29 protein-coding genes, 1 pseudogene and 1 riboswitch are annotated in these 26,810 nt (G+C 41.9%); of the genes and pseudogenes, 24 read left to right on the top strand and 6 right to left on the bottom strand.

All coding sequences use genetic code 11. From position 1 onward, the window contains the following. The first annotated feature begins 244 nt into the window (after nt 1-244). The 5 genes and pseudogenes from sigX to J7I80_RS23285 form a co-directional block, all read left to right on the top strand. A complete protein-coding gene (gene sigX, locus J7I80_RS07680) occupies nt 245-796 on the top strand; it encodes an RNA polymerase sigma factor SigX (protein WP_192470640.1) in 552 nt (183 codons plus the stop codon). Then, nucleotides 771-2,012, top strand: a complete 1,242-nt coding sequence (locus J7I80_RS07675; protein WP_214737191.1) for a hypothetical protein — start codon at nt 771-773, stop codon at nt 2,010-2,012. The genes sigX and J7I80_RS07675 overlap by 26 nt, the downstream gene beginning before the upstream one ends. Nucleotides 2,013-2,409: 397 nt before the next feature. After that, a complete protein-coding gene (locus tag J7I80_RS07670) occupies nt 2,410-3,372 on the top strand; it encodes a M23 family metallopeptidase (RefSeq protein WP_214737189.1) in 963 nt (320 codons plus the stop codon). A gap of 68 nt (nt 3,373-3,440) precedes the next feature. Further along, the gene (locus J7I80_RS07665) at nt 3,441-4,253 is read left to right on the top strand and encodes a histidinol-phosphatase (RefSeq protein WP_214737187.1); all 813 of its coding nucleotides are present in this window, start codon (nt 3,441-3,443) and stop codon (nt 4,251-4,253) included. 485 nt (nt 4,254-4,738) lie between these two features. Next, nucleotides 4,739-4,917: pseudogene (locus J7I80_RS23285) on the top strand (IS5/IS1182 family transposase); the annotation flags it as partial. A 147-nt stretch (nt 4,918-5,064) separates the two neighbouring features. On the opposite strand, the gene serA reads toward J7I80_RS23285, so the two are convergent. Next, nucleotides 5,065-6,639: a phosphoglycerate dehydrogenase gene (serA, locus tag J7I80_RS07660; RefSeq protein ID WP_214737185.1), complete on the bottom strand. Its 1,575-nt coding sequence runs from the start codon at nt 6,637-6,639 to the stop codon at nt 5,065-5,067. Nucleotides 6,640-6,933: 294 nt separating this feature from the next. Continuing rightward, nucleotides 6,934-7,064, top strand: a riboswitch (FMN riboswitch). 163 nt (nt 7,065-7,227) lie between these two features. On the opposite strand from serA, the gene J7I80_RS07655 reads away from it, so the two are divergent. Beyond that, the gene (locus tag J7I80_RS07655) at nt 7,228-7,809 is read left to right on the top strand and encodes an ECF transporter S component (RefSeq protein ID WP_214737183.1); all 582 of its coding nucleotides are present in this window, start codon (nt 7,228-7,230) and stop codon (nt 7,807-7,809) included. 177 nt (nt 7,810-7,986) lie between these two features. Here the strand turns inward: J7I80_RS07655 and J7I80_RS07650 are convergent, their stop codons facing one another. Beyond that, complete coding sequence (locus J7I80_RS07650; protein ID WP_023627496.1) at nt 7,987-8,235, bottom strand: ferredoxin; 249 nt, start codon at nt 8,233-8,235, stop codon at nt 7,987-7,989. A 293-nt stretch (nt 8,236-8,528) separates the two neighbouring features. Between J7I80_RS07650 and J7I80_RS07645 the strand changes: the two genes are divergently transcribed. The 5 genes from J7I80_RS07645 (at nt 8,529) to J7I80_RS07625 (ending at nt 13,030) form a co-directional block, all read left to right on the top strand. Continuing rightward, nucleotides 8,529-9,575, top strand: coding sequence for a YpbB family protein (locus tag J7I80_RS07645; RefSeq protein WP_251027652.1), 1,047 nt, complete (start codon nt 8,529-8,531; stop codon nt 9,573-9,575). Continuing rightward, nucleotides 9,566-11,065 (top strand): RecQ family ATP-dependent DNA helicase, encoded by a 1,500-nt coding sequence (locus J7I80_RS07640; RefSeq protein WP_214737179.1) that lies wholly within the window; start codon nt 9,566-9,568, stop codon nt 11,063-11,065. Before J7I80_RS07645 ends, J7I80_RS07640 begins: the two co-directional genes overlap by 10 nt. Beyond that, nucleotides 11,065-11,667, top strand: coding sequence for a CPBP family intramembrane glutamic endopeptidase (locus J7I80_RS07635; RefSeq protein ID WP_214737177.1), 603 nt, complete (start codon nt 11,065-11,067; stop codon nt 11,665-11,667). The genes J7I80_RS07640 and J7I80_RS07635 overlap by 1 nt, the downstream gene beginning before the upstream one ends. Further along, nucleotides 11,660-12,379 carry a LysM peptidoglycan-binding domain-containing protein gene (locus J7I80_RS07630; RefSeq protein WP_214737175.1) on the top strand — a complete coding sequence of 240 codons (720 nt, stop codon included), beginning with the start codon at nt 11,660-11,662 and terminating at the stop codon, nt 12,377-12,379. The genes J7I80_RS07635 and J7I80_RS07630 overlap by 8 nt, the downstream gene beginning before the upstream one ends. Before the next feature lie 192 nt (nt 12,380-12,571). After that, on the top strand, nt 12,572-13,030 hold the full coding sequence (locus J7I80_RS07625) for a YpbF family protein (RefSeq protein WP_192470630.1): 459 nt from the start codon (nt 12,572-12,574) through the stop codon (nt 13,028-13,030). 29 nt (nt 13,031-13,059) lie between these two features. On the opposite strand, the gene J7I80_RS07620 is transcribed toward J7I80_RS07625, so the two are convergent. The 3 genes from J7I80_RS07620 to J7I80_RS07610 are packed head-to-tail and all read right to left on the bottom strand — an operon-like array spanning nt 13,060 to nt 14,143. Next, nucleotides 13,060-13,629, bottom strand: a complete 570-nt coding sequence (locus tag J7I80_RS07620; RefSeq protein ID WP_214737173.1) for a manganese catalase family protein — start codon at nt 13,627-13,629, stop codon at nt 13,060-13,062. A gap of 26 nt (nt 13,630-13,655) precedes the next feature. Beyond that, on the bottom strand, nt 13,656-13,916 hold the full coding sequence (locus tag J7I80_RS07615; RefSeq protein ID WP_214737171.1) for a spore coat protein CotJB: 261 nt from the start codon (nt 13,914-13,916) through the stop codon (nt 13,656-13,658). Then, nucleotides 13,913-14,143, bottom strand: a complete 231-nt coding sequence (locus tag J7I80_RS07610; RefSeq protein ID WP_213368303.1) for a spore coat associated protein CotJA — start codon at nt 14,141-14,143, stop codon at nt 13,913-13,915. The genes J7I80_RS07615 and J7I80_RS07610 overlap by 4 nt, the downstream gene beginning before the upstream one ends. A 145-nt stretch (nt 14,144-14,288) precedes the next feature. Between J7I80_RS07610 and J7I80_RS07605 the strand changes: the two genes are divergently transcribed. From J7I80_RS07605 to J7I80_RS07575, 7 genes are all read left to right on the top strand, one after another. Continuing rightward, a complete protein-coding gene (locus tag J7I80_RS07605) occupies nt 14,289-14,921 on the top strand; it encodes a CBS domain-containing protein (protein WP_214737169.1) in 633 nt (210 codons plus the stop codon). Nucleotides 14,922-15,190: 269 nt separating this feature from the next. Next, on the top strand, nt 15,191-15,577 hold the full coding sequence (locus J7I80_RS07600) for a hypothetical protein (RefSeq protein ID WP_214737167.1): 387 nt from the start codon (nt 15,191-15,193) through the stop codon (nt 15,575-15,577). A gap of 23 nt (nt 15,578-15,600) precedes the next feature. Continuing rightward, the gene (locus tag J7I80_RS07595) at nt 15,601-16,377 is read left to right on the top strand and encodes a metallophosphoesterase (protein ID WP_214737164.1); all 777 of its coding nucleotides are present in this window, start codon (nt 15,601-15,603) and stop codon (nt 16,375-16,377) included. A 76-nt stretch (nt 16,378-16,453) separates the two neighbouring features. Then, complete coding sequence (locus J7I80_RS07590; RefSeq protein WP_214737162.1) at nt 16,454-17,368, top strand: MerR family transcriptional regulator; 915 nt, start codon at nt 16,454-16,456, stop codon at nt 17,366-17,368. Between the two features lie 65 nt (nt 17,369-17,433). Continuing rightward, nucleotides 17,434-18,018, top strand: coding sequence for a genetic competence negative regulator (locus J7I80_RS07585; RefSeq protein WP_214737160.1), 585 nt, complete (start codon nt 17,434-17,436; stop codon nt 18,016-18,018). A gap of 351 nt (nt 18,019-18,369) precedes the next feature. After that, a complete protein-coding gene (locus J7I80_RS07580) occupies nt 18,370-19,647 on the top strand; it encodes a Glu/Leu/Phe/Val family dehydrogenase (RefSeq protein WP_167831393.1) in 1,278 nt (425 codons plus the stop codon). Between the two features lie 118 nt (nt 19,648-19,765). Continuing rightward, nucleotides 19,766-20,740 (top strand): YpdA family putative bacillithiol disulfide reductase, encoded by a 975-nt coding sequence (locus J7I80_RS07575; protein WP_214737158.1) that lies wholly within the window; start codon nt 19,766-19,768, stop codon nt 20,738-20,740. Between the two features lie 416 nt (nt 20,741-21,156). Here the strand turns inward: J7I80_RS07575 and J7I80_RS07570 are convergent, their stop codons facing one another. Beyond that, nucleotides 21,157-22,128 carry an asparaginase gene (locus J7I80_RS07570; protein WP_214737156.1) on the bottom strand — a complete coding sequence of 324 codons (972 nt, stop codon included), beginning with the start codon at nt 22,126-22,128 and terminating at the stop codon, nt 21,157-21,159. A 102-nt stretch (nt 22,129-22,230) separates the two neighbouring features. On the opposite strand from J7I80_RS07570, the gene prsW reads away from it, so the two are divergent. From prsW to J7I80_RS07540, 6 genes are all read left to right on the top strand, one after another. Next, entirely contained in the window at nt 22,231-22,902 is a 672-nt protein-coding gene (gene prsW, locus J7I80_RS07565) for a glutamic-type intramembrane protease PrsW (protein ID WP_214737154.1), read from the top strand. Nucleotides 22,903-23,046: 144 nt separating this feature from the next. Then, nucleotides 23,047-23,796 carry a spore cortex-lytic enzyme gene (sleB, locus tag J7I80_RS07560; RefSeq protein WP_251027655.1) on the top strand — a complete coding sequence of 250 codons (750 nt, stop codon included), beginning with the start codon at nt 23,047-23,049 and terminating at the stop codon, nt 23,794-23,796. Nucleotides 23,797-23,808: 12 nt separating this feature from the next. Further along, entirely contained in the window at nt 23,809-25,158 is a 1,350-nt protein-coding gene (gene ypeB / locus J7I80_RS07555) for a germination protein YpeB (RefSeq protein WP_214737150.1), read from the top strand. A gap of 156 nt (nt 25,159-25,314) precedes the next feature. Further along, nucleotides 25,315-25,566: a hypothetical protein gene (locus J7I80_RS07550; RefSeq protein ID WP_214737148.1), complete on the top strand. Its 252-nt coding sequence runs from the start codon at nt 25,315-25,317 to the stop codon at nt 25,564-25,566. A gap of 120 nt (nt 25,567-25,686) precedes the next feature. Then, the gene (locus J7I80_RS07545; RefSeq protein ID WP_214737146.1) at nt 25,687-26,346 is read left to right on the top strand and encodes a flagellar brake protein; all 660 of its coding nucleotides are present in this window, start codon (nt 25,687-25,689) and stop codon (nt 26,344-26,346) included. Between the two features lie 63 nt (nt 26,347-26,409). Continuing rightward, a complete protein-coding gene (locus J7I80_RS07540) occupies nt 26,410-26,592 on the top strand; it encodes a YpfB family protein (RefSeq protein ID WP_214737144.1) in 183 nt (60 codons plus the stop codon). Nucleotides 26,593-26,810: the final 218 nt, after the last annotated feature.

Raw genomic sequence — 26,810 nt, 5'->3', positions numbered from 1 at the left:
GAACTCCTCAATCGGACAAATCTAAAGAAAATCAGGAGAAAATTGTTCATTAGTACCCTTCCAACAGATTTATTTATTCTATAGCCTGCTTCATTTTGGAAAACCATTATAATTTTACGTAACTTCATCGAATATTTTGTCCGCGAAAATTCCTTCCATTTCCATTCTAAAAATAATATAGTTAATATGAAACTTTTATTAATACTTTACGACTAATCTAATGAATACGGAGGCGAATAGAGCTATGAACTCCGTTTTTGATGAATTGTATCAAAAATATCATCATGACGTTTTTCAATTTTTATTTTATATGGTAAAAAGCAGGGAGCTGGCTGAAGACCTTGTACAGGAAGTCTACATCCGCGTATTAAAGGCGTATGATCGGTTTGAGGGAAAGAGCAGTGAAAAGACATGGCTGTTTTCGATTGCCAAAAATGTCGCGATTGATCATTTCCGCAAACAGAAGGGCTGGAAGCAGCGATTGCTTGAATCCTTTGATATGTCTGCACGCCAGGTAAGGGACGATCAGCCCCTTCCTGAAGAAATGGCACTTCAAAGTGAAGAGATCCAACTGATGTACAAGTGCCTTGACCAATGCACGGTTGACCAGAGAATGGTCATCATCATGCGCTATATACATGAATTAACGATAAGCGAAACAGCAGAAGCTTTATCATGGACGGAAAGCAAGGTAAAGACGACTCAGCACCGTGCTTTAAAGACATTGAAAAAGCTGATGGAAGAAATGATTGAAAAGGAAGGGATGACTAGTGAAAAAGTCACAGCTAAGCGATAAGCAGCTAGAAGAAATCCTCGGCCAAATGCCTAAGATAAAAGATCATCGCGACTCTCGTGACATTTATCAGAATATCGCCCATCGTGTAGAAAAAAGAAAGAAAATGCCAGCCTGGGTTATTCCAGGCGCAGCTCTTGCCGCTGTGCTCTTCCTCGCCTTTATTCTTTCTCCGGGCTTGCTGGGTGTCAACCAGTCATCTCATGAAAGCATGGATCGCAACTCCGCAACTGGAGCCGAATCTTCAATGGAGATGGATACAGCTGCCAGGGATGATTCGGCAAATGAAAAAAGTACTGGGGAACAGGAAAACACATTCATGGCGGAGTCAGCAGATGGTGAGCAAAAAAAGGCGGATTTCGCTGCATTGGATCAAGCAGACCCTTATGACGGCCTGATTTCTATATATGCAGAAGAAGTAGACACCGAGACTACGGAACTCCTTACCTATGCCATTCCCGACCAGCAGGTTATGACTGTTGTCCCAGTTACTGTTACAATACCCAAGCAAGAAGGAAAAAGCTGGATTGACAGCTATACGGAAACAATGCCGATGTTAAAAGAAGAGGAATGGGGATTAACCGAGTACTATCCAATGGATGCATCATGGAGTTACGATGAAGCGAAGAAGGCATTGACAATGGATGTAAAACAAACTCACCCGTATCAATATGGAAGTGCTGCAAACGTTATTTTTGTTGATTCCATGACACAGAATTTTTCGCAAGCAGGGATCGATAAAATGGTACTGACTACAGAGAGCAAACCTGGGATAGACATGGGCAACTATGGCGCTATGAAGGAGCTGCCAATCAACACGGGAACTTCTAATAGAAGAGCTTACTTGTTCTTGCCAGTGGAAGGCATGCCTAACCCATACCTTGTACCGACTAAAGAACAGCACAAAACAATTGGTGAAGCATTTTTGCAGATGATAAAAGGTGATGAAATAGGCTACCTTTCACCTTCTCTTCCGGATAGTTTCAAGCTGGCCCAAACGGAACAAAATGAAGATAAAGTTTTAGAGATTACTCTTGATGAGGATACAACTTTAGACGAAAGTTTCCTGCCGAATCTCGAGGCGATCCTAATGACTGCAAGCGAGTTTGATTACTCAGGTGTCAGGTTCACAAATGCGAATATTGATCAGCTTGGACCTTTCAATCTGAACGAAGTCCTCCCGCTGCCACTCGCTCCAAACAAGAAAAATATCAACTAAAAGAAAGGCCATCAGGTCTTTCTTTTTTTGTTTCTTAGTAAATTATAAAATTATTTATTTGTGGATAACTACATGTAGTATTCTTAATCCAGCTCCAGCGCCTAGCCCCTCGAGTCGCTTCGGTCGGCCCAATGAAGTCAAAGAACGACTTCAATGTTCGGCCATCCAGCGCTTGTCGGGGCTGAACGAGGCGCTTGCGCTTTTTGTTCTGGAGGGAAGTGGGACCTCAATACCGAAACAAAAACAAATTTTCCTTCTTTTGCATAAAAAAGCAGTTTCCCACCAATTATAACGAATGTGCTTTTTTTAGCTGCTGATTTTTCCAACCAAACAGTTCTATTTTTGTACAGGCTGTCATAGGGATGGAAAGGGATGTAAAAAGTTAAGGAGGAAGAAAATGCAGGATTACATAAAGCGTTTACTCATTGCCGGGATCATGGCACTCTGTATCAGCTTATTATTTCTTGGCGGAAAGCACTCTCAGGCAGAAATGCTCGATTTAACAGAATTGACTTCAGATTGGATTTGGCCTGCCGATGGAGTTGTAACGGATTTATATGGAACCCGACATGGCCACCATAAGGGAATTGACATTGCTGGTGAATTCAAAACACCAATACATAGCGTTGATAAAGGGGTAGTTACAAAATCATATTATTCGGGCTCATACGGACATGTAGTGTTCATTAAGCATGAGAATAACCTGGAAACTGTATACGCCCATTTGAATAAAAGGAATGTGAAAGAGGGGCAGGTTGTTAAGCAGGGAGCTGTGATCGGCCTGATGGGGAACACAGGGGATTCCTCTGGAGTTCATCTCCATTTTGAAATCCACAAGGATAACTGGACATACGAAAAAGAAAATGCTGTAGATCCTGTATTGGCTTTAGGTGAAGCAGCTGTAGGACAGCCTATTTTAGCTATGGAGAAAAAAGGAAGTGAAGTGACGGTAGAGACAATTGCCAAGCTTCGCTTGATGGATAATATTGATATTGGCAATAAAGGCGGTAGCTACCATGTTGACAATGCAAACGCAAATTCAGAAAAACTAGCTGCTGCTGAGCATCAGCCTCTAGCAAAGCATACCGTCCAAAGAGGCGAGACGCTTTGGTCAATCGCTGGACAATATGACACTTCTGTAGAAAAAATCAAGAAAGAAAATAATATGAACAGCGACCAGATTTCTACAGGAGACGTTTTAATAATCGAGCGCTCAGCTGAAGAGAGTTATGTGGTTTCATCTGGGGATACACTAATCTCTATTGCAAGAAAGACAAACACTTCTGTTGAAAAATTAAAAGCTTTGAACAATTTGACATCTGATACAATCCAGCCGCAGCAAATATTAATTACCCGATAATCAATCCTTGTCCCCCGCTGTTATCTGAAAGTATAATAGGTAAAACGGTCACAAAGGGGATGGATACTATGCTGACGGATTACCACAACCACCTGGAAAGAGGCACTTTGACGCTGGACTATTTGAAGCAGTTTACTGATATGGCCAATAAAAGGGGAATCCAGCATTTCGGGATTTCTGAGCATGCATATCACTTCTACCAGACTGCAGATATCCTGCGCAACAGCTGGGTGGATGAACGCAGATTCTATGATATGGCTGATTACGTTAATCTTTTTAAGGAAGCATGGAAAAATGAAATTGACGTTAAAATGTCAATTGAGATGGATTACACTCCTGGCAAGCATAGGGAAATGGAACAGTTCATCAACAGCTATGAGTTTGATTATGTGATAGGATCGATCCATTGGATTGGCGATTTCGGGATTGACCTGGCTGAATATCGTAAAGAATGGGACAGAAGAGATTTATATGAAGTTTATAAAAGTTATTTTGACCAGGTGGTAACACTGGCTGAATCTAATCTTTTCGATATCATAGGGCACATTGATCTTGTGAAGATTTTTAAATATGTCCCTGAAGATGAAAGCTTCCTTTTGGAACAGTACGATCGCTCGACATCAGCGCTAGCACAATCCAAGACCTGTGTGGAAATAAGCACTGCAGGATTGCGGAAGCCTACTCAGACATTGTATCCAGACAAAAGACTATTGCAGATGTGCTTTGATAAGAATATACCGATTGTTTTGTCTTCCGATGCCCATGTACCTGAGCATGTCGGTGCTGATTTTGGCAAGGCCCTGGAACTAGCACGAGAGGTTGGCTATGAAGAAATCATGACATTCTCCAAAGGTGAAAGAAAATCTTTTCCGTTGGGATAAAATGGGAAATGAAAAGTGCTGGAGATAAACAAACTCATACTAAACACCTTACTGTTCAAAAAAACAGGCCACGTTAACTGGAGGCCACTGAAAAAGTTCATAAAGGTAGCCTTTAGTAAATTGGCCGGTTGATTTCCATTCCAGGATGCTTCGCTTTCCGCGGGGCGTGCGGTGCCTCCTCAGCGCTAAAGCGCCTGCGGGTTCTCACCTGTCCCGCTGATCCCGCAGGAGTCTGCGCACCTTCCGTTCCAATCAACCTGGTGCTTAAATCGAGATTCTTTATCAAACTATAGAACGTCCAAATCCCTGACTTTTTTAACGGATTTGGACGTACTTTGCTTTCTAATGAAGGTAATCTTTTTAAAATGGGTGGTTCCAATGATGCCAATACAACAATCAATTAAGCTAAGTCCTTATATGGGTCTCTATGACCTTATCGTGCCAAAGGATAATATGTTGCGCCAGTTAAATGATCTTGTCGACTTCACTTCAAGGAGAAATCCAAGGAACGCTATAAAATAGAGGCAAAGAATAGCGAGTTAAAACACAGACACGGGTATGATGTAGCCACTTCCTCGGGTCTAATTGGCATGCAAATGCAAGGTGCCATGGCCATATTTACGGCAATTTAAAAAGAATTCTAAAACTGATAGGGCAACCATAGAGGGAAAAGGACAAATACAAGAAAAAAAGCCGGTCCAATTTCAAAAATATGGAATTGGACCGGCTTTTTTAATTTTGGTTCTCAAGTACAGCTAAAAAATGGGAGGATTTTCAGTGGCTTCGTTAACTGGAGGCCTGTTTGCTGTGCTTAGAGCAATATGCTATTGATCGTGACAATGTCCTGCAGCGACTCAAGCTTGCCGATCATCTCATTTGAAAGGGGCTTGTCAAACGAAAGGACCATGATGGCTTCGCCGCCGGCCTCTTTTCTTCCGACCTGCATGGTCGCAATGTTCACGCCATGGTCACCCAGGACCTTTCCTACATGCCCGATAACCCCAGGACGGTCCATGTGCTGGATATACAGGAGGTTCCCTGCAGGGTGGAAATCAATGTTAAAACCGTCCAGATTGACAATCCTTGGCCCGTAATGGTCAATGTAGGTTCCTCTGGCTGTAAAAGTTTCTCCGTCTCCGCTTGCTGTTACTGTTATGGTATTTGCGTAGCCAAAGGAATTTCCTGTCACTTTTTCCCCAACCATGATTCCGCGCTCTTTTGCAATGTGAATTGCATTTACTTCGTTTACTTTCACATCAATGCGGTTTTCGAAAAATCCGGCAAGGAGCGCCTTAGTTAAAAAAGAGGTCTCGAGATCCGCTGCAGTACCTGAATAGGTGGCTGTCAGCTCGCTGATTCCTTTGTTATGGCATTCTGAGACAATCTTCCCCATTTCCTTCGCAAGCTGGTGGTAGGGTTGGATTTTTTCATAGATTTCTTTAGACATTGCCGGGAGATTAATCGAGTTGGCCACAGGTTTATTCTCAAAATAAGTCCTGATTTCTCTGGCGACCTGGGTTGCAACATTCAGCTGTGCTTCTTTTGTAGAAGCTCCGAGATGTGGGGTGGCAATAACTGAATCAAACTTAAGTAAAGGGTGATCCTCTGGGGGTTCAACTTCGAATACATCCAGTGCAGCGCCGGCAACATGACCGTTCTCAATATAATGAGCGAGAGCCATCTCATCAATGATTCCTCCTCTCGCACAGTTGAGGAGATAGACGCCTTTTTTAGTTTGGCTCAATGTTTTTTCATTGAGAAGTCCTTTCGTTTCTTTCGTCAAAGGTGTGTGGACCGAGATAATATCAGTTTCTGCGAGGACCTCGTCAAAGGAGGATAATTGAACTCCCAAAACATCTGCCCGCTCTTTAGTCAGGAATGGGTCATATACCTTTACAGACATCCCAAAAGCTCGGGCTCTTTTTGCGAGCTCAGAACCAATCCTTCCCAAACCGATAATGCCTAGGATTTTTCCATAAAGTTCATTTCCAATAAACTTATTTCTCTTCCATTCTCCATTTTTTACAGTGGAGTGTGCCTGCGGGATGTTCCGCATTAAAGCAGACATCATCGCAAAGGTATGTTCTGCGGTAGAAATGGTGTTTCCATCCGGAGCGTTTACGACGATAATTCCTCTCTTTGTCGCTTCGTTGATATCGATATTGTCTACACCGACACCTGCCCGGCCCACGATTTTTAGTGCTGGCATACGATCGAGCAGCTCTTTGGTGACTTTCGTTGCGCTCCTGACTAACAGGGCATCAACCTCTTGTAAATCGGTTATCCCTGAGTCAACACCCCCGATATGTACCTGGATTCCTTCGTGTTCTAATAATGGCTGTAAGCCTTTTTCCTTTATTGAATCTGCCGCCAGAACCTGAAACATTTTTTGCTCACTCCTTATTAAGAAATAAAGTAGTAATTTTCTGATTATTTTACAAAACGAATATTCTTTTGTCAAACTCTCAAATTGTTCATGAATACAATGCAAGCGCTGCCAAATTCAATTGAATTATTCTAAATATATTCTGTTAATCCGAATTTAGCAGAATTTTTTTCAATCATTAACCTCTTTTTGACCAAAATACATTTAAAGTATTTCAGACAAAAAATCGTCACAAGCATACACCTTCACAAAATATCTTTTTTTCAGTATAATAAACTTGTTAAATTAAATATGGTCTATCTTCGGGGCAGGGTGAAATTCCCGATCGGCGGTAATGAGATACATTCTCTAAGCCCGCGAGCCTAAGGGCAGGATTTGGTGCGATTCCAAAGCCGACAGTATAGTCTGGATGGGAGAAGATGGAGGTTCTGCAGACGTTCGAAATTGCAGGTTTCGAACGGTTATTTGGCATACCCTTCACAATTCTCCCTCAAGTTAAGAAAACTTGAGGGTTTTATTTGTTATGGGTATGTGATTGCCGAATCTTTCTTCTTTATGTGAGATGGATCTCTATAAGGAGAGAGGAAAATGAAAAAATTTAGTGTCAAAGCAATGGTCTCAATTGGTATGCTGAGCAGTATCTCGTATGTATTGATGCTGCTGAATTTTCCGCTGCCGCCGTTTCCAAAATTCTTAATGGTCGATTTCAGTGATATACCTGCATTGATTGCTGCGTTGATTTTTGGTCCGGCTGCCGGTATTTTAGTAGAATTCTTGAAGAATACGCTTGATTATTTTATGACAGGCAGTGATACGGGTGTTCCTGTTGGGCATGTTGCCAACTTTGTTGCAGGTGTTTTATTCATCCTTCCAACCTATTATATCTATCAGCGGATGAAATCCAATAAGGGAATGACGTTCGCGTTGGTGGCTGGTACAACAAGTATGGCCATCCTGATGAGTGTCCTGAACTATTACGTGTTCCTTCCTGCCTACACATTGTTCTTGAATATGCCGGCAATGTCTGGACCGGAAACGCGAGCCATGATAGTCGCAGGGATTTTACCATTCAATTTCGTTAAAGGCTTACTGATGTCTGTCATATTCATGCTGATCTTCACAAGGATGAAAACATGGATCGAGAGACAGCAAGCTTTAAAAAGTGCATAAATTCATTATGAATTCTAATACAAAAGCAACGGTCTGCTGCACCGTTGCTTTTTAATTTTTTAAATGCGATGTACAGAGGTCATCATTCATACACGGATAGACAGCAAATAAAAGTGATAATCCAACGTAATAACTTCAAAAAAAATTCCCGCCTGTAAGCGGGAATTATGTATTTTCTTATTCGAATTTAGTAGCATCTCCATTAAATGGCTCATCTGCAACTTTGATTGAGTCAGTTGGGCAGCCTTCGAATGCATCCATCATGTCGTCAATTAATACATCGGGGATCTCAACGATACCTTCGTTTTCATCAAGTGTTACGAATGCGATGCCTTCATCGTCGTAATCGTAGATGTCTGGAGCAGCTGCACCGCAAGCTCCACATGCAATACAAGTTTCTTTGTCAACAATTGTGTACTTAGCCATGATATAATTCCTCCCAAGTGTTTAACAATAATATGCTGTTTCCACCGAAACAGTGAAAACGTATTCCTCATACCTATTGTAAAACTGTATCGCCAACATTTCAATAAAAAAAGTATTGAGAATGCTTATCACACAAGGCGTTGAATGGTTTTTCCGTTGAAAATAAAACATTTTACTAGATATTTTCATGTTAAAATAATGTTAGATTATTTTTCTGCTATAGTGGGCGCCGAATATTATCGTGCCCTTTGCTTAATTTTTCATTCCAGGGTGATTTTATGGAGATAACATATTTGGAAACAGTTGTTTTGTCTATATTGAAAAAAATCAATGGCGAAAGAACCATTTATTCGCTATTTCATCTTCTTCAGGGCAAACGTTCTTCGCAGACGATACAAGACGCGCATTTGTATAAAATCACCCCATATTTCCATACATACCCTTCAGTTACCCGTGCAGGACTCGAAAAAATGATTGATAGGCTGAAGCAAAGGGGAATGGCAGAGGAAATTGCGGAAACGAAGGTAATATTAACGGGCAAGGGAGAGAAAGCGCTTGACCAACAGTTAGCTGAATACAAGCTTCCTGATTATCTGAATGGCTGGAAATATCATCAGGTGACGGACTCTTTTTGGGAAAGGTTGACGTTGCTGATCCAGGTGAGTTCTAATCTGATCAATCACCAACGCTCCTTTATCCCGGTAAGAAATAAGCGAGAAACCCTTATTTGGGTTAAACATTACATCAAGCAGCAAAATGAAGATCGTTACAAGCTTTCTGAAAGGCTTTATCATGAGCTGATCTCTGCTCTTGATAATGAAAATACGAGACCCGAATTGGTTGTTATTAGACTGACTGGCTTTAAGAAAATTGGATTAACCACTCTGCAGGCTGCTGAAAAGACTGGTCTGGAACCGGCTCACTATCATTACGAATTCTTAAATTGCTTACATGCAATGTTTGACAGGGTGATAGAGAACGAACATGCCTATCCATTGCTTAGTGGGTTGATCATAAAGGCGGAGCGCAGCGTTCCCTTGACGATTTCAACTGACAAAACCTATAGATTAATGCAAAGGGGTTATACCCTGGAAGAGATTGCAGCTGTCCGAAACCTTAAGCAAAGCACAATAGAAGATCATGTTGTGGAAATTGCTCTTTCCATCAAGGACTTTAATATAGATCACTATGTTCCTAATGACAAAAGGGAAAGGATCCTTCTCGCAGCTCAGCAGAATTCCGCAAAAAAACTAAAGCAAATCAAGGAACAAGTGGCTGATGCCTCCTATTTTGAAATCAGGCTTGTTCTGGCTAAATATGGTGATATGGAATGGAATTAAAAAACTATTTAAAAAGGTATTTTGGGTTCGAGGATTTCCGTCCAGGGCAGGAAGAAACGATCCAATCGGTTGTAGGAAAAAAACATACGATTTCCATGCTGCCAACTGGAACGGGTAAGTCCCTGTGCTACCAGCTTCCAGGTTACCTGGTGGACGGGCCAGTCTTGATTGTTTCACCGTTGCTGTCCCTTATGCAGGATCAGGTTGAGCAGATGATGGCGATGGGTGAAAAGAGAGTTATTGCCTTGAATTCCTTTTTGTCACCACAGCAAAAAGGCAAAGCAATGGAAGAACTCGAAAGGTTTCGTTTTATTTTCATTTCTCCAGAGATGCTGGGAATTGATTCTGTATTAAAGCGGATTAAAAAATTGTCTGTCTCGCTTTTCGTTGTAGATGAGGCCCATTGTATTTCTCAATGGGGATATGATTTTAGGCCGGACTATCTCAAGCTTGGGGAGTTCAGGGAGAAGCTGGGCCATCCTTTGACGCTTGCACTGACAGCCACGGCCTCAGAGGAAGTCCGAAGGGATATAGCTGAAAAGCTCCATTTAGGAGATTGGAATGAAGTGGTTTATTCTGTGGACAGGCCCGCTATTTCTCTTGCCTTGGAATTCGCATCTGCCTTTCAGGATAAGCTGGACCGGACAGTTGAGCTGGTGAAATTTTTTAAAGGACCCGGGATCATTTATTTTTCCAGCAAGAAAGTCGCTGAGCAAACAGCGGCGCATATGAGGGAAAAAGGAATCACGAATGCCATGGCCTATCATGGGGGCCTGGATCCGGAAAGCCGGATCCTTATCCAGCAGCAATTCATCAATGGCCAGCTTGATGTGGTTTGTGCTACAAGCGCTTTTGGAATGGGTATTAATAAAGAAAACGTCCGTTATGTGATTCATTTTCATATGCCAATGCAAATTGAATCATACCTTCAGGAAATAGGAAGGGCGGCAAGGGATGGCCGCGATTCAATTGCCGTCTTGATTTACACTCCAGGAGACGAACAGCTGGCGTACCAGCTCGCTGAAGGTGAGCTCCCTGATCAATACCAGATTGAAAGGCTGTTTGCCTTTATAATTGATAACCAGCTCCATTATCATGATCTTGACGGACGTGCTGAAGAGCTGTCAATGATATGCGGCTTCACTGAGATCCAATGGAGGATTGTCGAGGATTACCTCTCTAGTATTGAAACGATAGATTATAACAAGGATAAAAGGAGCCTCGGACAATTAATCGAAAATCGTCTGCAGGTAAAAAATAAGCAAATTAAGAAGATGCTTGAATGGATTCATACACAGGAATGCAAGAGGGCTTTTATTTTAGGTATGTTTGGCGAAGAAATCCAGGATCGGCCCCGTAATTGCTGCAGTAATTGTGGTATAAATATAGATCATTTTGAAGAAACCGAACCAGCCGGCGGGCAATGTGACGCTGCGTTGGACTGGAAGCAGGAATTGGCTTCAATTCTATTGATGAGAGAGCGGATATAATGAAAGATCGATATAAGGAAACCGTGGCAGGGCTTACTGAAAAAGAACTGCTGTTCCATTTAATCGCTACGCAAATTTTACTATTAACGATATCAGCAATATTAGGTATGATATTGTTTGATAGCTTCAATGAGTTTGAAGGATTATTTATTTGGAGAGACTGGAATATTTTGTTGGTTGGTCTCACTGCGGGAGCTGCAGTCATTGTTATGGACTTCATCTTCATGAAATATCTGCCGAAGTCCTACTATGACGATGGAGGCTTGAACGAAAGGATATTTAAGAATAGAAGTGTAGTCCAGATTATGCTGATTGCCGCTATGGTAGCAATTAGTGAAGAAATTCTTTTTAGAGGTGTCATTCAGACAAATACCGGGTTAATCATATCGAGCATAATTTTCGCAGTCGTCCATTATCGCTATCTGTTCAATTGGTTTTTGTTTACTAATATAATTTTATTGAGTTTCTTGATTGGCTATATTTATATGGTGACAAATAATCTTGTTGTCACAATCGTGATGCATTTTTTCATTGATTTTATCTTAGGTTTGATCATTAAATTCAGGACTCAAGCAACAATTGGGGGTACAGGCAGTGAATAAGGAAAAACCTATAAGGGACCAGGCTGAGCGGCTGAGAAAAAGAGTGGAGCGCAAAACTGAGCATACTACTGAAAAAAAGGAATCCCTCCCGCCAAGAAGTGAGATGCACAGGCAAAAACAGAAAAAAACTAAGGTTAAAGTAAAGTACCCTGTAATCAGGCTGATGGCTCTGTTTTTCATCCTGCTGCCTATTTCTTTTTTCAGCATTATCTCATACCTGGATGGTGTGAAAACGCCTTTGAATAAGTCACAGGAACGTGCAGGGGTGGAAATGATCAATGTTGAAGGCCAGGATGAACGTAACAGTAAGGACCAGGAAGAAGCAGACCAGGAAGCGCCATCCTATGAAGAAATTGCCGATCCAGATGGAATCGATGTTGTGACAGCTGGACCTGCTCCGTCAAGCAGCGGGGACAAAAATACTGCGGAAGAAGCAGATGGAGAAAAAGATAGCGGAAAAATAACCGCTCCAGCCTCAGCTGAGCCCGTAAATGAATCTGCAGCTGCAGAAGACACAACTGCAGATGAAGAAGTACCAGAAAATAGTGAAAAGGTCATCTATCATACTGTAAAACCAAATGAAACATTGTTCAGAGTAGCAATGACCTACTATAAATCCCAGGATGGAATTCCAATCATTAAAAAAGCAAACAACATTCAGGGAAATGAGATTCAAGCAGGACAAGTATTGAAGATACCTATTAAAAATTAGCCGGAGAGTGAAAAACTCCTGGCTTTTTTTGATTGTTTGCCTTTAATGGAGCGTGCATTTTAGTCAGAGAATTGGACGTCTTGCTCCTATGAGAAGTATGGGAGTCGAACTAGATTCTTTTTCTTTTTTATAAGGCAATATCATAACTCCAAGGACAAGTTCATAAAAATGATATAAAGGGGAGGGCTTGGCATGGAACAGGAAATCGAGAACCTTGATAATCGGACGGACCCTGCGACTAAAAGGATGCTGCAGAACTTAATTGAGCGAAAGCGAAAGTTTGACCGGTTTAAATCCAGACATCTTTTGTCAGTATGGGTGACGATTGGATTTATTTCAATCTACTTCTATTATCTCTATGTAACGGTGCTGCAGCCTTATTCGTATTCATTCGCTGAGATTTTTTCCGTGTATGTCCAGAATTCTGCAAATTTATATTTCCTCATTTTAACGGTAGGGACCTATGGATTGATGATTCTGTTAAAAGAGAAGCGCGAAAAGGCAGAGAAAGAATACCAGGCACTAAGGTGTGAAATTGTGGACAGAAGTAAGGATTTATGGAAAAAAGAAGAGGAATGGAAAAATCGCCATATTGTATTTGACATGATGAAGAAGAAGTTTGATATCAATCTGTTTCATGAAAATAAATAGAAGCATCCAAAAGGGACGCTTCTATTTTTTTAAAATATTCTCTTTTTCCCTTGTTCATCCTTTAAAATCTCCACTGCTTCACGGAAGCGCTGGGAATGGATGATTTCCCGTTCGCGGAGGAATCTTAATCCGTCGTTTAGATCAGGGTCGTCGCTCATGTTAATAATCCACTGATATGTTGCTCTCGCCTTTTCTTCAGCCGCAATGTCTTCATATAAATCAGCGATTGGGTCGCCTTTTGCCTGAATATAGGATGCGGTCCACGGAACACCTGCAGCATTATGGTAGAAAAGGGCACTATCATGATTCGCATAATGTGCATCTAGTCCAGCCTGTTTCATTTGTTCCGGAGTGGCATCTTTTGTTAATTTGTAAATCATCGTTGCTATCATTTCCAGGTGGGCGAATTCTTCTGTGCCAATATCGGTCAATAAGCCGATTACTTTATCAGGAATCGTATAGCGCTGGTTTAAGTATCTGAGTGCCGCAGCTAATTCTCCGTCAGCTCCGCCATATTGCTCAACCAGGAATTTGGCAAGCATGGGATTACAAGTGCTTACTTTTACGGGATATTGCAGTTTTTTTTCATAAAGCCACATTTTCCTTACCCCCTCCTAATTTGAGTTTAGATCTGCCAAGGCCAAGGACCGTCATCCCAGTTCCATGGATAACCAGAGTAGCTGTTGCCGAATTGCTGGAGAGGTCCATACATACTTTCAACGACTTTCTTCAATCGTCGTCTTTCTTTTGCGAACTGGTTAAACTGATTGATGGCTTCATAATCCTCTGGGTGGGTATCAAGGTACAAGGTGAGTTCGACAAGAACAAAATCTACTGCCTGGAGTTCTTCCATGGCTGCATAGAACTCTTTCGGTAATTGTTTCATGAATGATCATCCTCCCTTGGAGCCTCATAAGGTGAATACCAAGGATCATAGAAAACCTTCCACAGCGTTCCTGTCCTTAATGCCTGCATTGGCGTAAACTGTTCTAGATTGGGCGGCTGAAAGCCTAGGAATAAATTTGGTGGCGTGGAATACGTTTTCGCCTTGATCGGCGGACAAGGGTCGAAGGGACTGGCGTACGGATACCAAACTCTTCTGTATGTTGACAAGCTAAGCCCTCCTCTATATAAACTTCATTTCATTTTATGAGCAAAATTTTATTTCATGTTAAATTTATCTAGGAAAGAAGGGATTTTTGCAGAAATGCAGAAATATATAAGACAGGGCAGTACTTAAAAATTCGAGGTGAGTGGAATGTTTGTTAAAAGTATCATGATTCCGAAGTATAAATGTATAACCGCACAATTGGATGAAACATTGCAAAGTGTTCTTGAAAAGCTGGATGGAAATGAAATTGATGGCGTACCCGTACTGGACGGCGATCAATATGCAGGTGTGGTCACAAGATATGGCATCTACCAGGAGTACTTCAAGACAGGGGGAGAGAAGGGTGATTTCCTCCAAAATAAGGTTGCTCGTGATGTACTTTGCCTTCAGGAACAAATCCTCCATGGCATTGAAATCTTCGAAAGTACCTTGGTGAAATTGAAGGATATCCCGCTGATGGCGGTAGTCGATGAAAAGGGGAAATTCCAGGGAGCTGTAACTCGCTCTGATGCCCTGGACCAGTTCCAGAGTGCATTTGGAGTACATAGAGAGGGCGTCAGGATTGCGTTTACTTCTGTGGAAACAGAAGGACGTATCGCACGACTGGCTGATATCGCCCACCAGTTCCATGAGCACATCATCTCATTGGTTACATTTGATGAAACAGACAAGCTTGTCCGCAGGATTGTCATGAAGATCGAAAAGAAAGACAACATTGACAAGTTTGTCAAGAAGCTGGAAGAGTCTGGGTTCCGCATCCTTGATATCCATGAAGTTTGATTTTTTCAAAGATAAGAAGGATAATCTTTTTCTATGAAAAATGTCAGCTACAGCGCCTAGCCGGTTTTCATCCCTGTTAGTTCTCGAGTATCTTGCGAAAAGCGTTAGCTTTGAGCAGCTCGAGACGTTTCGGTCCGCCCAATGAAGTCAAAGAGCGACTTCACTGGTCGGCCCTCCAACGCTTGTCGGGGCTGACCAAGGCGATTCCGCTTTTCTATACGGAAATAAAGACAAGGGCCTTTCATACATTGTGTATGGGAGGTTTTTGTATGCTTTGGAAAGTTTTCAGGCTGGTCATTGGACTGCTTTGCGGTTATCTGTTCATCATTTCGCTGTCAACAATCTTTTCTTTTCACTCAGGGGACTTCCTTGGAGAGTTTATTCTGAACCCTTTTGAGTATCTTGCCGGGATAGTGGCTCTTGTATTCGGGATGTATGCAATGGGGGGGCTGATCAGGGACGGGGGAGTTGGTGTGATAGCTGCAAATAAAGGCAAAAAGGGGGCAGGAACTGATATTATTCTGGCAATCACCTGTCTAGGCTCATTTTTTTTGCTGCTGCCCCTGGGTGTTTGGCAGACAGCAATTTTTTTCGTTTTCTGTTTGCTTTATGGTATGATGTCTTTTAGCTCACCAGAGGACGGAAATGAAAGCTAGATAAAGTATTGCGGGAGGCAAAAATGGAGATTATTTTTTTCATCCTTGGAATGCTGCTGATTGGCAGCTTCCTTTTACTATATATGTATCGCCAGGCCTTTGCTGACAGAGTGCTTGAGCAGGAAATACGATTGAAGGGATTTCCGGAGAGCTTCGGGCCAGTCAATATCTTTTTTATATCAGATATCCATAAGCGGATTATTCAAGATACTATAATTAGCTCGGTGAAAGGAAAGGCCGACCTTGTGGTTATTGGCGGTGACCTTGCTGAAAAAGGTGTTCCCTTGGAGAGGGTTTCTGCCAATATTGAAAAGTTGAAAACGATTGGCCCAGTTTTTTTCGTCTGGGGAAACAATGATTATGAATTCAATTCCCATGAACTTGACTCACTTTTGTACCACTTGGGTGTTAAAGTACTGGACAATACCGCAGTTAAATTTGAATCGAATGCGGGGGACGTAATGCACGTTCTAGGGATTGATGATTTAAGTCTTGGTAAAAGCAGACTGGATCTCGCCATCCGTGATGCTGAGGAAGAAGGATTCAGGATCCTTATCAGCCATAACCCTGCCATCGCTAACAGCCTCAAGCCAGAACACGATATCCGCCTTGTATTGAGCGGTCATACTCACGGGGGACAAATCAGGATATTTGGTTTTGGTCCCTATGAACTAGGCGGGATCAAAAAGAAAAATGGCGCCACAGTGCTGACCAGCAATGGCTATGGAACCACAGGAGTCCCTTTAAGACTGGGGGCAAAGGCTGAGACGCATCTCATTACATTGGTTTCAGATTCCTGAAAAGCAGATTGAAGTTTTACAGCAAAGCCAAGACATGGATATAATCGGTAATACAGGTATTGATGGAGGTTTTAGCATGGGCAATGGCGCAGGTAAATACAATATAAAGGCAGTATCCCAAATGCTTGGTATCCAGCCTGGTACCCTTAGGGCCTGGGAAAGAAGATATCAGATGATTGCCCCTGTAAGAAATGAATCCGGTCATCGATTATATACCGAGGAACATGTAGAAATATTACGGTGGCTGATTTCAAAAATTAATCAAGGTTTTACGATCAGTCAGGCTGTGACTTTGCTTGAGAACTCTTCTTCTATTTCCTTGGAGAAGGCTGAACTGCCTAAAAGGGACAGGGTCGATGAAATTGGAGACAAGCTATTGGCTGCACTTCTGGAGTTCGACAGCTCAAAAGCTCATGAATTAATCAATGAGGCGTTTAGTCTATTTACAATTGATAAAACTGTTATCGATTTATTGGGTCCCATTTTGATTAAAGTGGGTGATTTATGGGAAGAGGGTAGTATAACGACTGCACATGAGCATTTTGCTTCGTCATTTATACGTTCGCGAATAGAAGGAATATCAAATTCTTTCCCGCACAGCTCTTTCCTTCCAAAGTCAATTGCAGTTTGCGGGCCCGGTGAAAAACATGAACTCGGTTTGTTAATCTATACGCTTTACCTAAGGCGAAAAGGCTTTGAAGTTATCTTCCTTGGCACAAGTATAGCCGAGAATGATCTAGAGGTAGTTGTGGAAAAGATTAAACCCAAATTTCTTTTCTTCTCCTGCACTCTGGATGAAAATAGAAAGGCAACCTTGAAGCTTGCCGAAGAAATGAAAAAGATTAATCCGGACCTTATCATTGGGCTCGGTGGAATAGCATTTGATTCCATGCCGTTAGAGCAGCAAGAAGAATATCGGGAGTACATTGTAGGAATGACAAGAGCGGAATGGGAAATGTGGTTAAAAAAGCGCATTGATCAATTTAAATAACTCACCAACCTGCGATATTTTCATAAACTACAATAAGAGCTTTGTCGATGGCAGGGGGCATGAATATGCGCTTGGAACGATTAACCAACAATAAGATTAAGATATTCCTTACGATAGATGACTTATCCGACCGGGGATTGACCAAAGAAGATATATGGAAAGATTCGTTGAAGTGGCATCAGCTTTTTCATGATATGCTTGAGGAGGCCAGCGAGGAATTCGATTTGGATATCATCGGTTCAGTTGCAGTGGAAATTTTTTCATTGCATGCCCAGGGGATGGTCATGATTGTCACTATGATCGAACAGGATGAAGATGAGGAGCAGTTCGATGATGGGATTATAGAAATGCAGGTCACGCTCGAAGGAAGCGAAGACATTTTGTTTGAGTTCGAGAATATCGAGGACGTGATCCAGCTGGCGAAAAGATTATTGGACGCCGGTATTATTGGAGGCAGTCTGCATTTCATGAATGACCATTATTATTTGCTTATGAATGGAATATTGCCTGATGAGGCCGATAAGACGGTTTCTATCATGGCAGAATACGGAGTTCCATCAATATTGAGCATCCACAGACTGCTCGAGTATGGGAACGAGATTATGGAAGAACGTGCAGTCGAAAGCCTTGTCCATTATTTTATGAAATAATGGAGGGGTTTCGGCTTTTTTTATGGGAAATACTGTGTTTGAGAGGTGGTTTCGTGCTCAAGTCCCTGCAGCAACTTTCCTGATTGCCAAAGAAAGAAATCAGAGAATTTTACTGGGGTGTTTACGGCCAAAAACGACTCTTAAAATACTGTATTATTACCATTCAATGTCTTATTATTCAGTCAATTTATTATTAAACCAATAATAATAAGGGCTTGAATGGTAGCGTTTTCATTCAATAATCAAAAAATGCGGAAAACTGTTTTTTTCTTCTTGCATAAAATAACCAAAGGTGTATACTAATCCATGAAAGCAGACAACATCCGCAAAAGTGATTTAGGAGGTTTATCAATGGTAGCCGCAAACGGTAATGAAAATCCAAATAAAGAAGACAAACATGACGTCTTACGATCTACACAAACTGTTATTCACAAGGCTTTGGAAAAACTCGGATACCCAGATGAGGTTTTTGAGCTTTTAAAGGAGCCGCTCAGGATGATGACAGTGAAAATTCCTGTCAGAATGGATGACGGATCTGTTAAAGTCTTTACTGGCTACCGGGCGCAGCACAATGATGCAGTGGGTCCAACAAAGGGAGGAATACGTTTCCATCCAAACGTATCAGAGAAAGAAGTAAAAGCCTTATCAATCTGGATGAGCTTGAAATGTGGTATTGTCGATCTGCCGTACGGCGGCGGAAAAGGCGGGATCGTTTGTGATCCTCGCGACATGTCATTCAGGGAACTGGAAAGATTGAGCCGTGGATATGTCCGTGCGATCAGCCAGATCGTAGGACCAACAAAAGACATCCCGGCACCAGATGTTTTCACAAACTCGCAGATTATGGCTTGGATGATGGATGAATACAGCCGTATAGATGAATTTAACTCTCCAGGATTCATTACAGGCAAGCCGCTGGTACTCGGTGGTTCACATGGTCGTGAATCAGCAACAGCTAAAGGGGTTACGATTTGTATCCGCGAAGCTGCAAAGAAAAAGGGAATTGAACTTGAAGGCGCAAGAGTTGTCGTCCAGGGATTCGGTAATGCCGGAAGCTACTTAGCAAAGTTTATGCACGATGCTGGAGCAAAAATCATCGGTATATCTGATGCTTATGGTGGTCTCCATGATCCTGAAGGACTTGATATCGATTACTTGCTTGACCGTCGAGACAGTTTCGGTACTGTAACCAAATTATTCAATAATACAATTACAAATAAAGAATTGTTGGAACTTGATTGTGACATCCTTGTTCCAGCTGCGATAGAAAATCAGATTACTGAAGAAAATGCCCATAATATCAGGGCCAGTATCGTCGTTGAGGCAGCAAATGGCCCAACAACTCTGGAAGCAACAGAAATCCTTACAGAACGCGGCATCCTGCTGGTTCCGGATGTACTCGCTTCTGCAGGCGGCGTAACGGTTTCTTACTTTGAATGGGTCCAAAATAACCAAGGTTATTATTGGACAGAAGAAGAAGTGGAAGAGAAGCTTGAAAAGGTGATGGTGAAATCCTTCGACAGCATCTATGATACAGCCCAGACACGCAGAGTAGACATGCGTCTTGCTGCTTACATGGTCGGTGTCCGCAAAATGGCTGAAGCTAGCCGTTTCAGAGGCTGGATTTAATATTACCAAAGGGTTCTTCATTGAATCTTAAGATGAAATCTCCTATCATTTAATGATAGGAGATTTTTTATATATGCTTTTACGGTTTATATAGATCCATAAGGAGTGATTTTGCAACATGAATAAGGAAGATGTCATTATTGTAGGGGGCGGTCCCTGTGGTCTTGCCGCCGCGATTGCTTTGAAGAAAAAGGGCTTTAATCCAATTATCATTGAAAAAGGAAATATTGTGAATGCGATTTATAATTATCCCACTCATCAAACCTTCTTCAGCAGCAGTGAAAAGCTGGCCATCGGCGATGTTCCCTTCATAACCGAGAACCTTAAACCAAAACGAAATCAGGCATTGGTGTATTACCGTGAAGTGGTCAAACGCGAAAAACTTCGAATTAATAAATATGAAAAGGTGACTGAAGTTATAAAACAAGGCGATTCCGCTTTCGAGGTTTCAACGGATAAACAGCAATACACCGCCCAAAATATCGTGATTGCGACTGGTTACTATGATCATCCGAATCTCATGGGAATACCAGGCGAAGATTTATCCAAGGTTTCCCATTATTTTAAGGAAGCCCATCCTTTCTTCGATATGGACGTTGTGGTCATTGGCGGGAAAAACTCCAGTGTGGATGCTGCGATTGAGCTGGAGAAGGCAGGGGCGCGAGTGACCGTATTGTACCGGGGAGCAGAATATTCACCAAGCATCAAACCGTGGGTGCTTCCCGAATTTGAAGCGCTTGTCAGGGCAGGTTCTGTAGAGATGGTATTTAATGCAGAAGTAAGAGAGATTCAGGAAGACTATGTGATTTATGAGCTTGAAGGGGAAAAGGTGAAATTAAAGAATGATCATGTTTTTGCGATGACTGGCTACCGTCCGGATCACGCCTTCCTTGAGAAAATGGGTGTGAAAATCGAAGCAGATACAGGTCGGCCGTATTTTGATCCGGAAACAATGGAAACAAACGTGCCAGGCATTTTTATTGCAGGAGTAATTGCTGCCGGGAATAATGCTAACGAAATATTCATCGAAAATGGACGCTTCCATGGCGGACAGATTGCTGAAGCGATATCAAGCAGAACCAAGAATGGATAAAGGCGGGGGATATCCCGCCTTTTATATTTTCAGAAGAGAATATTGCTGCGAAAAGCAAGCTGTGGGAGCAACCTGAATTCATTGGTGCCCTGATTTTCCTGAAAATGGATATTTAGGTCACCAATAGGCTTGATTGGTGCCCTGTTTTTCCAAAAAATAGGATTTTCAGGTCATCAAGAGGTTTCATTGGTGCCTGTTTTCCCGAGAAATGGATTTTAGGTCACCAATAGGCTTCAATAACACCTGAATTTTCCCAAAACAAAATCTTTTGGTGACCAATCAGCCTTTGGCGAGGGTTACCCCAAAAAATGATTTTCTAGATGATAATCCACCTATAGTATTCTATAGTAAAAAATAAAAAAGCAGTGTCTGAATGAATTCAGGACACCGCTTTTTCGTGTGTTATTACGTCAATTTTAGAACATGAACATCTCATTAATTTCAGCCATCTGATCCGTTTTAGCAAGGGCAACAAGCAGTTTGATCCTTGCTTTCTGACCGTTCAAACCGTTTGAAAAGATGACGCCTAATTCTTTCAGGTGCTTGCCGCCGCCTTCATATCCATAAACATCCTGGACTATGCCGGCAAAGCTTCTGGAAACGATGACAACCGGGATATTGTGCTTGAGAAAATCTTGTACACCCTCAAGTGCTGAGGGCGGAAGATTGCCTTGTCCAAGTGCTTCGATCACGACACCATCGACGCTTAAGTCAAGTATGGCTTGCAGCAAAGAAGAGTCCATTCCAGCGTGTGCTTTAACCAGGGAAACTTTTTTGCTGATGTCCGCCACCGGATAGTTTTCGTGTTTCGTAGGAGTGTGATGGAAAAGAACTCCCCTTTTTGTCACTATCCCGATTGGGCCATATTGCGGGCTCTGAAAGGTTGAGATATTGCTTGTATGTGTCTTGGTCACGTTGACAGCCGTGTGAATTTCGTCATTAAGGACGACAAGTACTCCTTTTCCCTTTGCATCCGGGCTTAATGCCACTCTTATTGACGATATTAAATTATACAGGCCGTCAGAGCCGATTTCATTGCTGGATCTCATTGCACCAGTAACGACGACAGGGAAGCTTGCCTGGCAAGTGAGATCGAGGAAATATGCTGTCTCTTCCAGTGTATCTGTCCCATGGGTAATGACTGCTCCATCGATGTAGCCTTTTTTATCATAATCCTCTAGGATATATTTTAACTCCATCATCTCTTTTGGTGTAATGTGCGGAGATGGCAAATTGAAGGGCTCTTCTACAATAAGTTCAGCAAGATTGGATAAATGGTCGGTTCCCTGTGTCAGAGGGTTATTCGCCCCAGGTTTGACCGCTCCGCTTGTATCCTCGCTCATGGAAATGGTACCGCCAGTATGAATCAGTAAAATATTCTTCTTCAAAACTATTACCTCCGAAAGACCATTAAGAAAGAATAATAATCCATTTTCTTTCTTCTAATTACATGATACGATTAAAAAAACAAATTGAAAAGAGGACAGCATATGCTGGGAATAGTTACTGCCGGGGTAGCTCCGGGTCTGGCGCTGTTAAGTTATTTTTATTTAAAGGACCAGTATGAGTCAGAGCCGCTATCACTGGTGTTTAAGATGTTTATTTTCGGTGCGTTGCTTGTATTTCCGCTTATGTTCATTCAATATGTGCTTTCTGTCGAGGGATTGTTCCAGGGGGACTTCACCAAAGCGTTCGGAACAGTTGGTCTATTAGAGGAATTCTTTAAATGGTTTATTCTTTATTATACAATTTTCCAGCATATTTCTTTTGATGAACATTATGATGGAATTATCTACAGTGTGGCTGTGTCCCTGGGTTTCGCATCAGCTGAGAATATCTTTTATCTGCTTGCCAATGGCCTCCAGGACGCAATTGGGAGGGCGCTCCTGCCTGTATCCAGCCATGCGCTTTTTGGAGTGATAATGGGTTACTATATAGGGAAGGCAAAGTTTTCCCCCGGGGTTCAAAAGAAGTGGATCATACTTTCACTAATGGTGCCAGTCCTTCTGCATGGTGTCTATGATTTCATCCTTATGACCAGGGAAGACTGGTTGGTTCTGATGGTTCCATTCATGATTTTCCTTTGGTGGCTGGGACTAAGAAAAGTGAAAAAGGCGAGAATATTGACCCTGCAGCATATTGAAAAGCAATATCCAATCTGAAAAACTCTTCATTCTTAAAAAATGGAGGGTTTTTTTGTTTTGTGGAATAAAAGTCAACTTTTAACAAAAAATAGGTGTAATCTTTTAAGTTCATATCTTTGGGGGTTGCATTCAATGAAGAAATATCGGTCTATCTTGAAGGTGATGGCCGCGCTGGCTTTGATCATGTCATTAGGGCAATTAAGTGTAATCGATCAAAGGGCTGAGGCGTTTACAAGTCAGGTGCTCCAGCAGGGTGCGGTAGGAGACGATGTTATTGAACTCCAGTCACGACTAAAGCATATTGGTTTTTACAACGGTAAAATCGACGGAGTATTTGGCTGGGGTACCTATTGGGCTCTCAGGAATTTCCAATATGAATTCGGACTGGAAATCGATGGAGTCGCAGGGTGGCAGACGAAACTCAAGCTTGCGAAAGCGACGCCAAATGCGAAAATTGCCTGGGGAGGCGAAGCACAAGGCGGCGGCACAGCGGGCGGGGGTGGCCAAACACAATCTGCACCCAAACCGGCTGCTGCCACAAATACACCAAATGGATTTTCGCAGAATGATATCCAGCTCATGGCTAATGCGGTCTATGGAGAAGCCAGGGGTGAACCTTATACCGGGCAGGTAGCAGTTGCGGCGGTAATCTTGAACAGGTTGGACAGTGCTACATTTCCGAATACAGTTTCGGGGGTTATATTCGAACCGAGGGCGTTCACAGCAGTTGCTGATGGCCAAATCTGGCTTACGCCAAACGAAACCGCAAAAAAAGCAGTCCTTGATGCGATCAATGGCTGGGATCCTACTTCAAATGCAATGTACTATTTTAATCCTGACACTGCCACAAGTGCCTGGATTTGGTCACGACCGCAAATCAAAAAGATCGGGAAACATATTTTTTGTAAATAGGGGTGAGTTGAATTGCTAAGAGGAATAGCCATTGCAGTCCTCGTCATTGGTATTGCCGGAACTGCCTATTGGGGTTATCAGGAGCACAGGGAAAAAACAGCGGTACTGATTAATGCTGAGAATAATTACCAAAGAGCCTTTCATGACCTGACATATCAAATTGACTTATTGAACGATAAAATTGGTACAACACTAGCGATGAATTCAAGAAGTTCATTATCACCACAGTTGGCAGAGGTTTGGAAAATCACTTCGCAGGCTCATAATGATGTAGGGCAGCTTCCTTTGACTCTTTTGCCATTTAATAAGACGGAAGAATTTCTGGCGAATATCGGTAATTTCAGTTATAAAGCAGCAATCCGAGATCTGGATAAAGAACCATTAACAGAAAAAGAATATTCGACCTTGAAGACCTTATATGAGCAATCAGGTGAAATTCAGCAGGATTTAAGGAAAGTCCAGCATATGGTCCTGGAAAATAATCTCCGCTGGATGGATGTTGAACTCGCTCTTGCTACAGAAAAGGGCCAGACTGACAATACCATCATTGATGGGTTCAAAACTGTCGAAAAAACAGTAGAAGGGTATACGGAAACAGATTTCGGACCAGCGCAGATCAATCTTCAGAAAAAGGATGAAAATTTTAAAAAGCTGCCTGGCGAGAAAATATCAAAGGAAAAAGCGATTCAGATCACCAGGAATTATACTCCGGTCAGAAATGGCGGCAACGTGAAGGTAACGGAAAGCGGCAAAGGCTCGGATTATGGATTCTTCAGTGTTTCGATCCAGAACCCAAAAACAAAGCTTGAAGCGAATATGGATATAACCAAAAAGGGTGGCTATCCAATCTGGTTCTTGCTTGACAGAGATGTGAAGAATCAAAAACTCAGTCTCAATGACGCTTCTAATAAGGCAATTGCCTTTTTAAAGGATCATAATTTCGAAAATCTGGATCTCTTTGAAAGCGCCCAATATGATAATATCGGTGTATTTACTTTTGTCGGAACGCAGGATGACGTAAGAATATATCCCGATGCAATCAATATGAAGGTCGCACTGGACAATGGAGATGTCATCGGCTTCTCTGCGGAGGATTATTTAAAATCCCATAAAACAAGAGAAATTCCACAGGTTGGCATTGACATGGCGGAGGCAAAAAAGAAAGTCAATCCAAATCTCAAAGTGATGGATGAGAAAAAAGCAATTATCCTGAACGACATTAATGAAGAGGTGTTGTGCTATGAATTCACAGGAGTTCTCGGCAATGACACATTCAGGATTTATATCAATGCAGAAGACGGAACGGAAGAAAAAGTAGAAAAACTCCATAATGCTGAACCAGTATATGAGGATGTAGTCTAAGGGAAAGCCAAGTGCTTTCCCGTTTTTTTTTTTTTTGGCTCTGTTAAAGCCTAATGTTGTTTTAAGCCCTGTTGATTGTAGTGGAAGGCGCGTAGACTCCTCCGAAAATGCTAGCGCATTTCCATCGTGCGTGGGCAGATTCGAGGAAGCAATTCAATGTCCTGCGGGCTTAGCTGGTCAGATGAGACCCCGCAGGAGCAAAGCGACGAGGAGGCTCAGCGCCAGCCCCAAGGAAGAATTGCTCATGAAAAAGACGGCAGTTGGTCTTTTTCATATTCTTCCCGCGGAAAGCGAAGCGCCTGGAACGAAAATCAACAGCCTAGTTTAACAGAGCCTTATTTTAAATTCTTCAAAAATGGTTTTGGTATTGTTGGGAAAGTAAACAGGGTTAGAAAAGAGATCTTGTAAAAATAATCCATTAAAGGACTATTGCACCAGATTAGTCCTGCATGTCATAATAAATATGAGATAGTTTACCAATCAAACAAATTAAAACAGCATAGACAGAAGTGGGGAAGTGGGTTAGCTATGATAAAAATCGGTGATAACATAATCCTTGAGCATAGATATTCTGACAGTTTTGAACAATATAAGTGTAAACTCGTTGAGCGCCAGGGCAATGATTTATTTATTGATTATCCTGTAAACTTGAATACCAACAGAACAGTGTTCTTGCTTGAGGGTACACCGTTAAAGGCTAATTTTGTTACAGATTCAGGTTCTCATTATTATTTTGACACGGAAGTCAAAGGAAGGGTCAAGCTTAATATCCCGATGGTGATTCTGTCGTATCCAGGCAAGGACCGACTCATTAAAATTCAGCGCAGGCAATTTGTCCGGGTTGAAACCTCGGTGGATGTAGCTGTTTACTCTGGCAAGGGAGAATTCACTCCATTTACAACAGTAACGGATGATATCAGCGCTGGTGGAGCTGCATTGCTGATTGGTAAAAAAAGCAGCCTGAAGCAGGGTATGGAGGTTGAGTGCTGGATTGTCCTCCCGATGCAGAGTGGAGAATTTGAATACAGGAAGTTCCATGGAAAAGTAGTTCGAATCATCGAAGGTGAAGGACATATGAACAAGGCTTCTGTCCAATTCTTTGATTCCTCTGGTACCGACAGGCAGATGCTTCTGAGATTCTGCTTTGAAAGACAGCTTGAAATGAAGAAAAAAGGACTTCCTGTCTAAAAGGAATAAATACCTGGAAATGCTCCAATAATAGAATAAAAGATTTTTACGGGAGCATTGGAAATGAAAACATTTGAAAGAATCCTTATCAAAATCGCTATCATCCAGTTTGTTTTTTTAATTATCGCCCAAATTTTCTTCCATGAAATCAATGCTTTTCCAGAGCTTAAAGAAATTACCCAATACGAGGGTGTAACGGAAAATAACCATTCAGAAGTCCTGAATTCCATAAGAAGCAAAGAGTAAGCAGGTTGGAAGCCTGCTTACTTTTTAAATTGGCGGTTTAAAACCGCTTAAAAAAAGTGCTTTCGATTCACTTTTGAAAAGGATTGATTCCTTTAGTAGTATGGGTGCAGGCAAAGTTTAGAAAAGTGCCTCAAAAAAAGTGTTGATTAGCGAGGATTAAAAGATTTTTGTGTTAAAATATAAGAGAATATTATAGTAACAACTAGAAGTGTACCAGG

The sequence above is a fragment of the Bacillus sp. ISL-41 genome (genome assembly GCF_018613235.1).
GTDB lineage: Bacteria > Bacillota > Bacilli > Bacillales > Cytobacillaceae > Mesobacillus.
The sequence above is the reverse complement of the archived record's forward strand: the minus strand, read 5'-3'. Positions and strand labels throughout refer to the sequence as shown.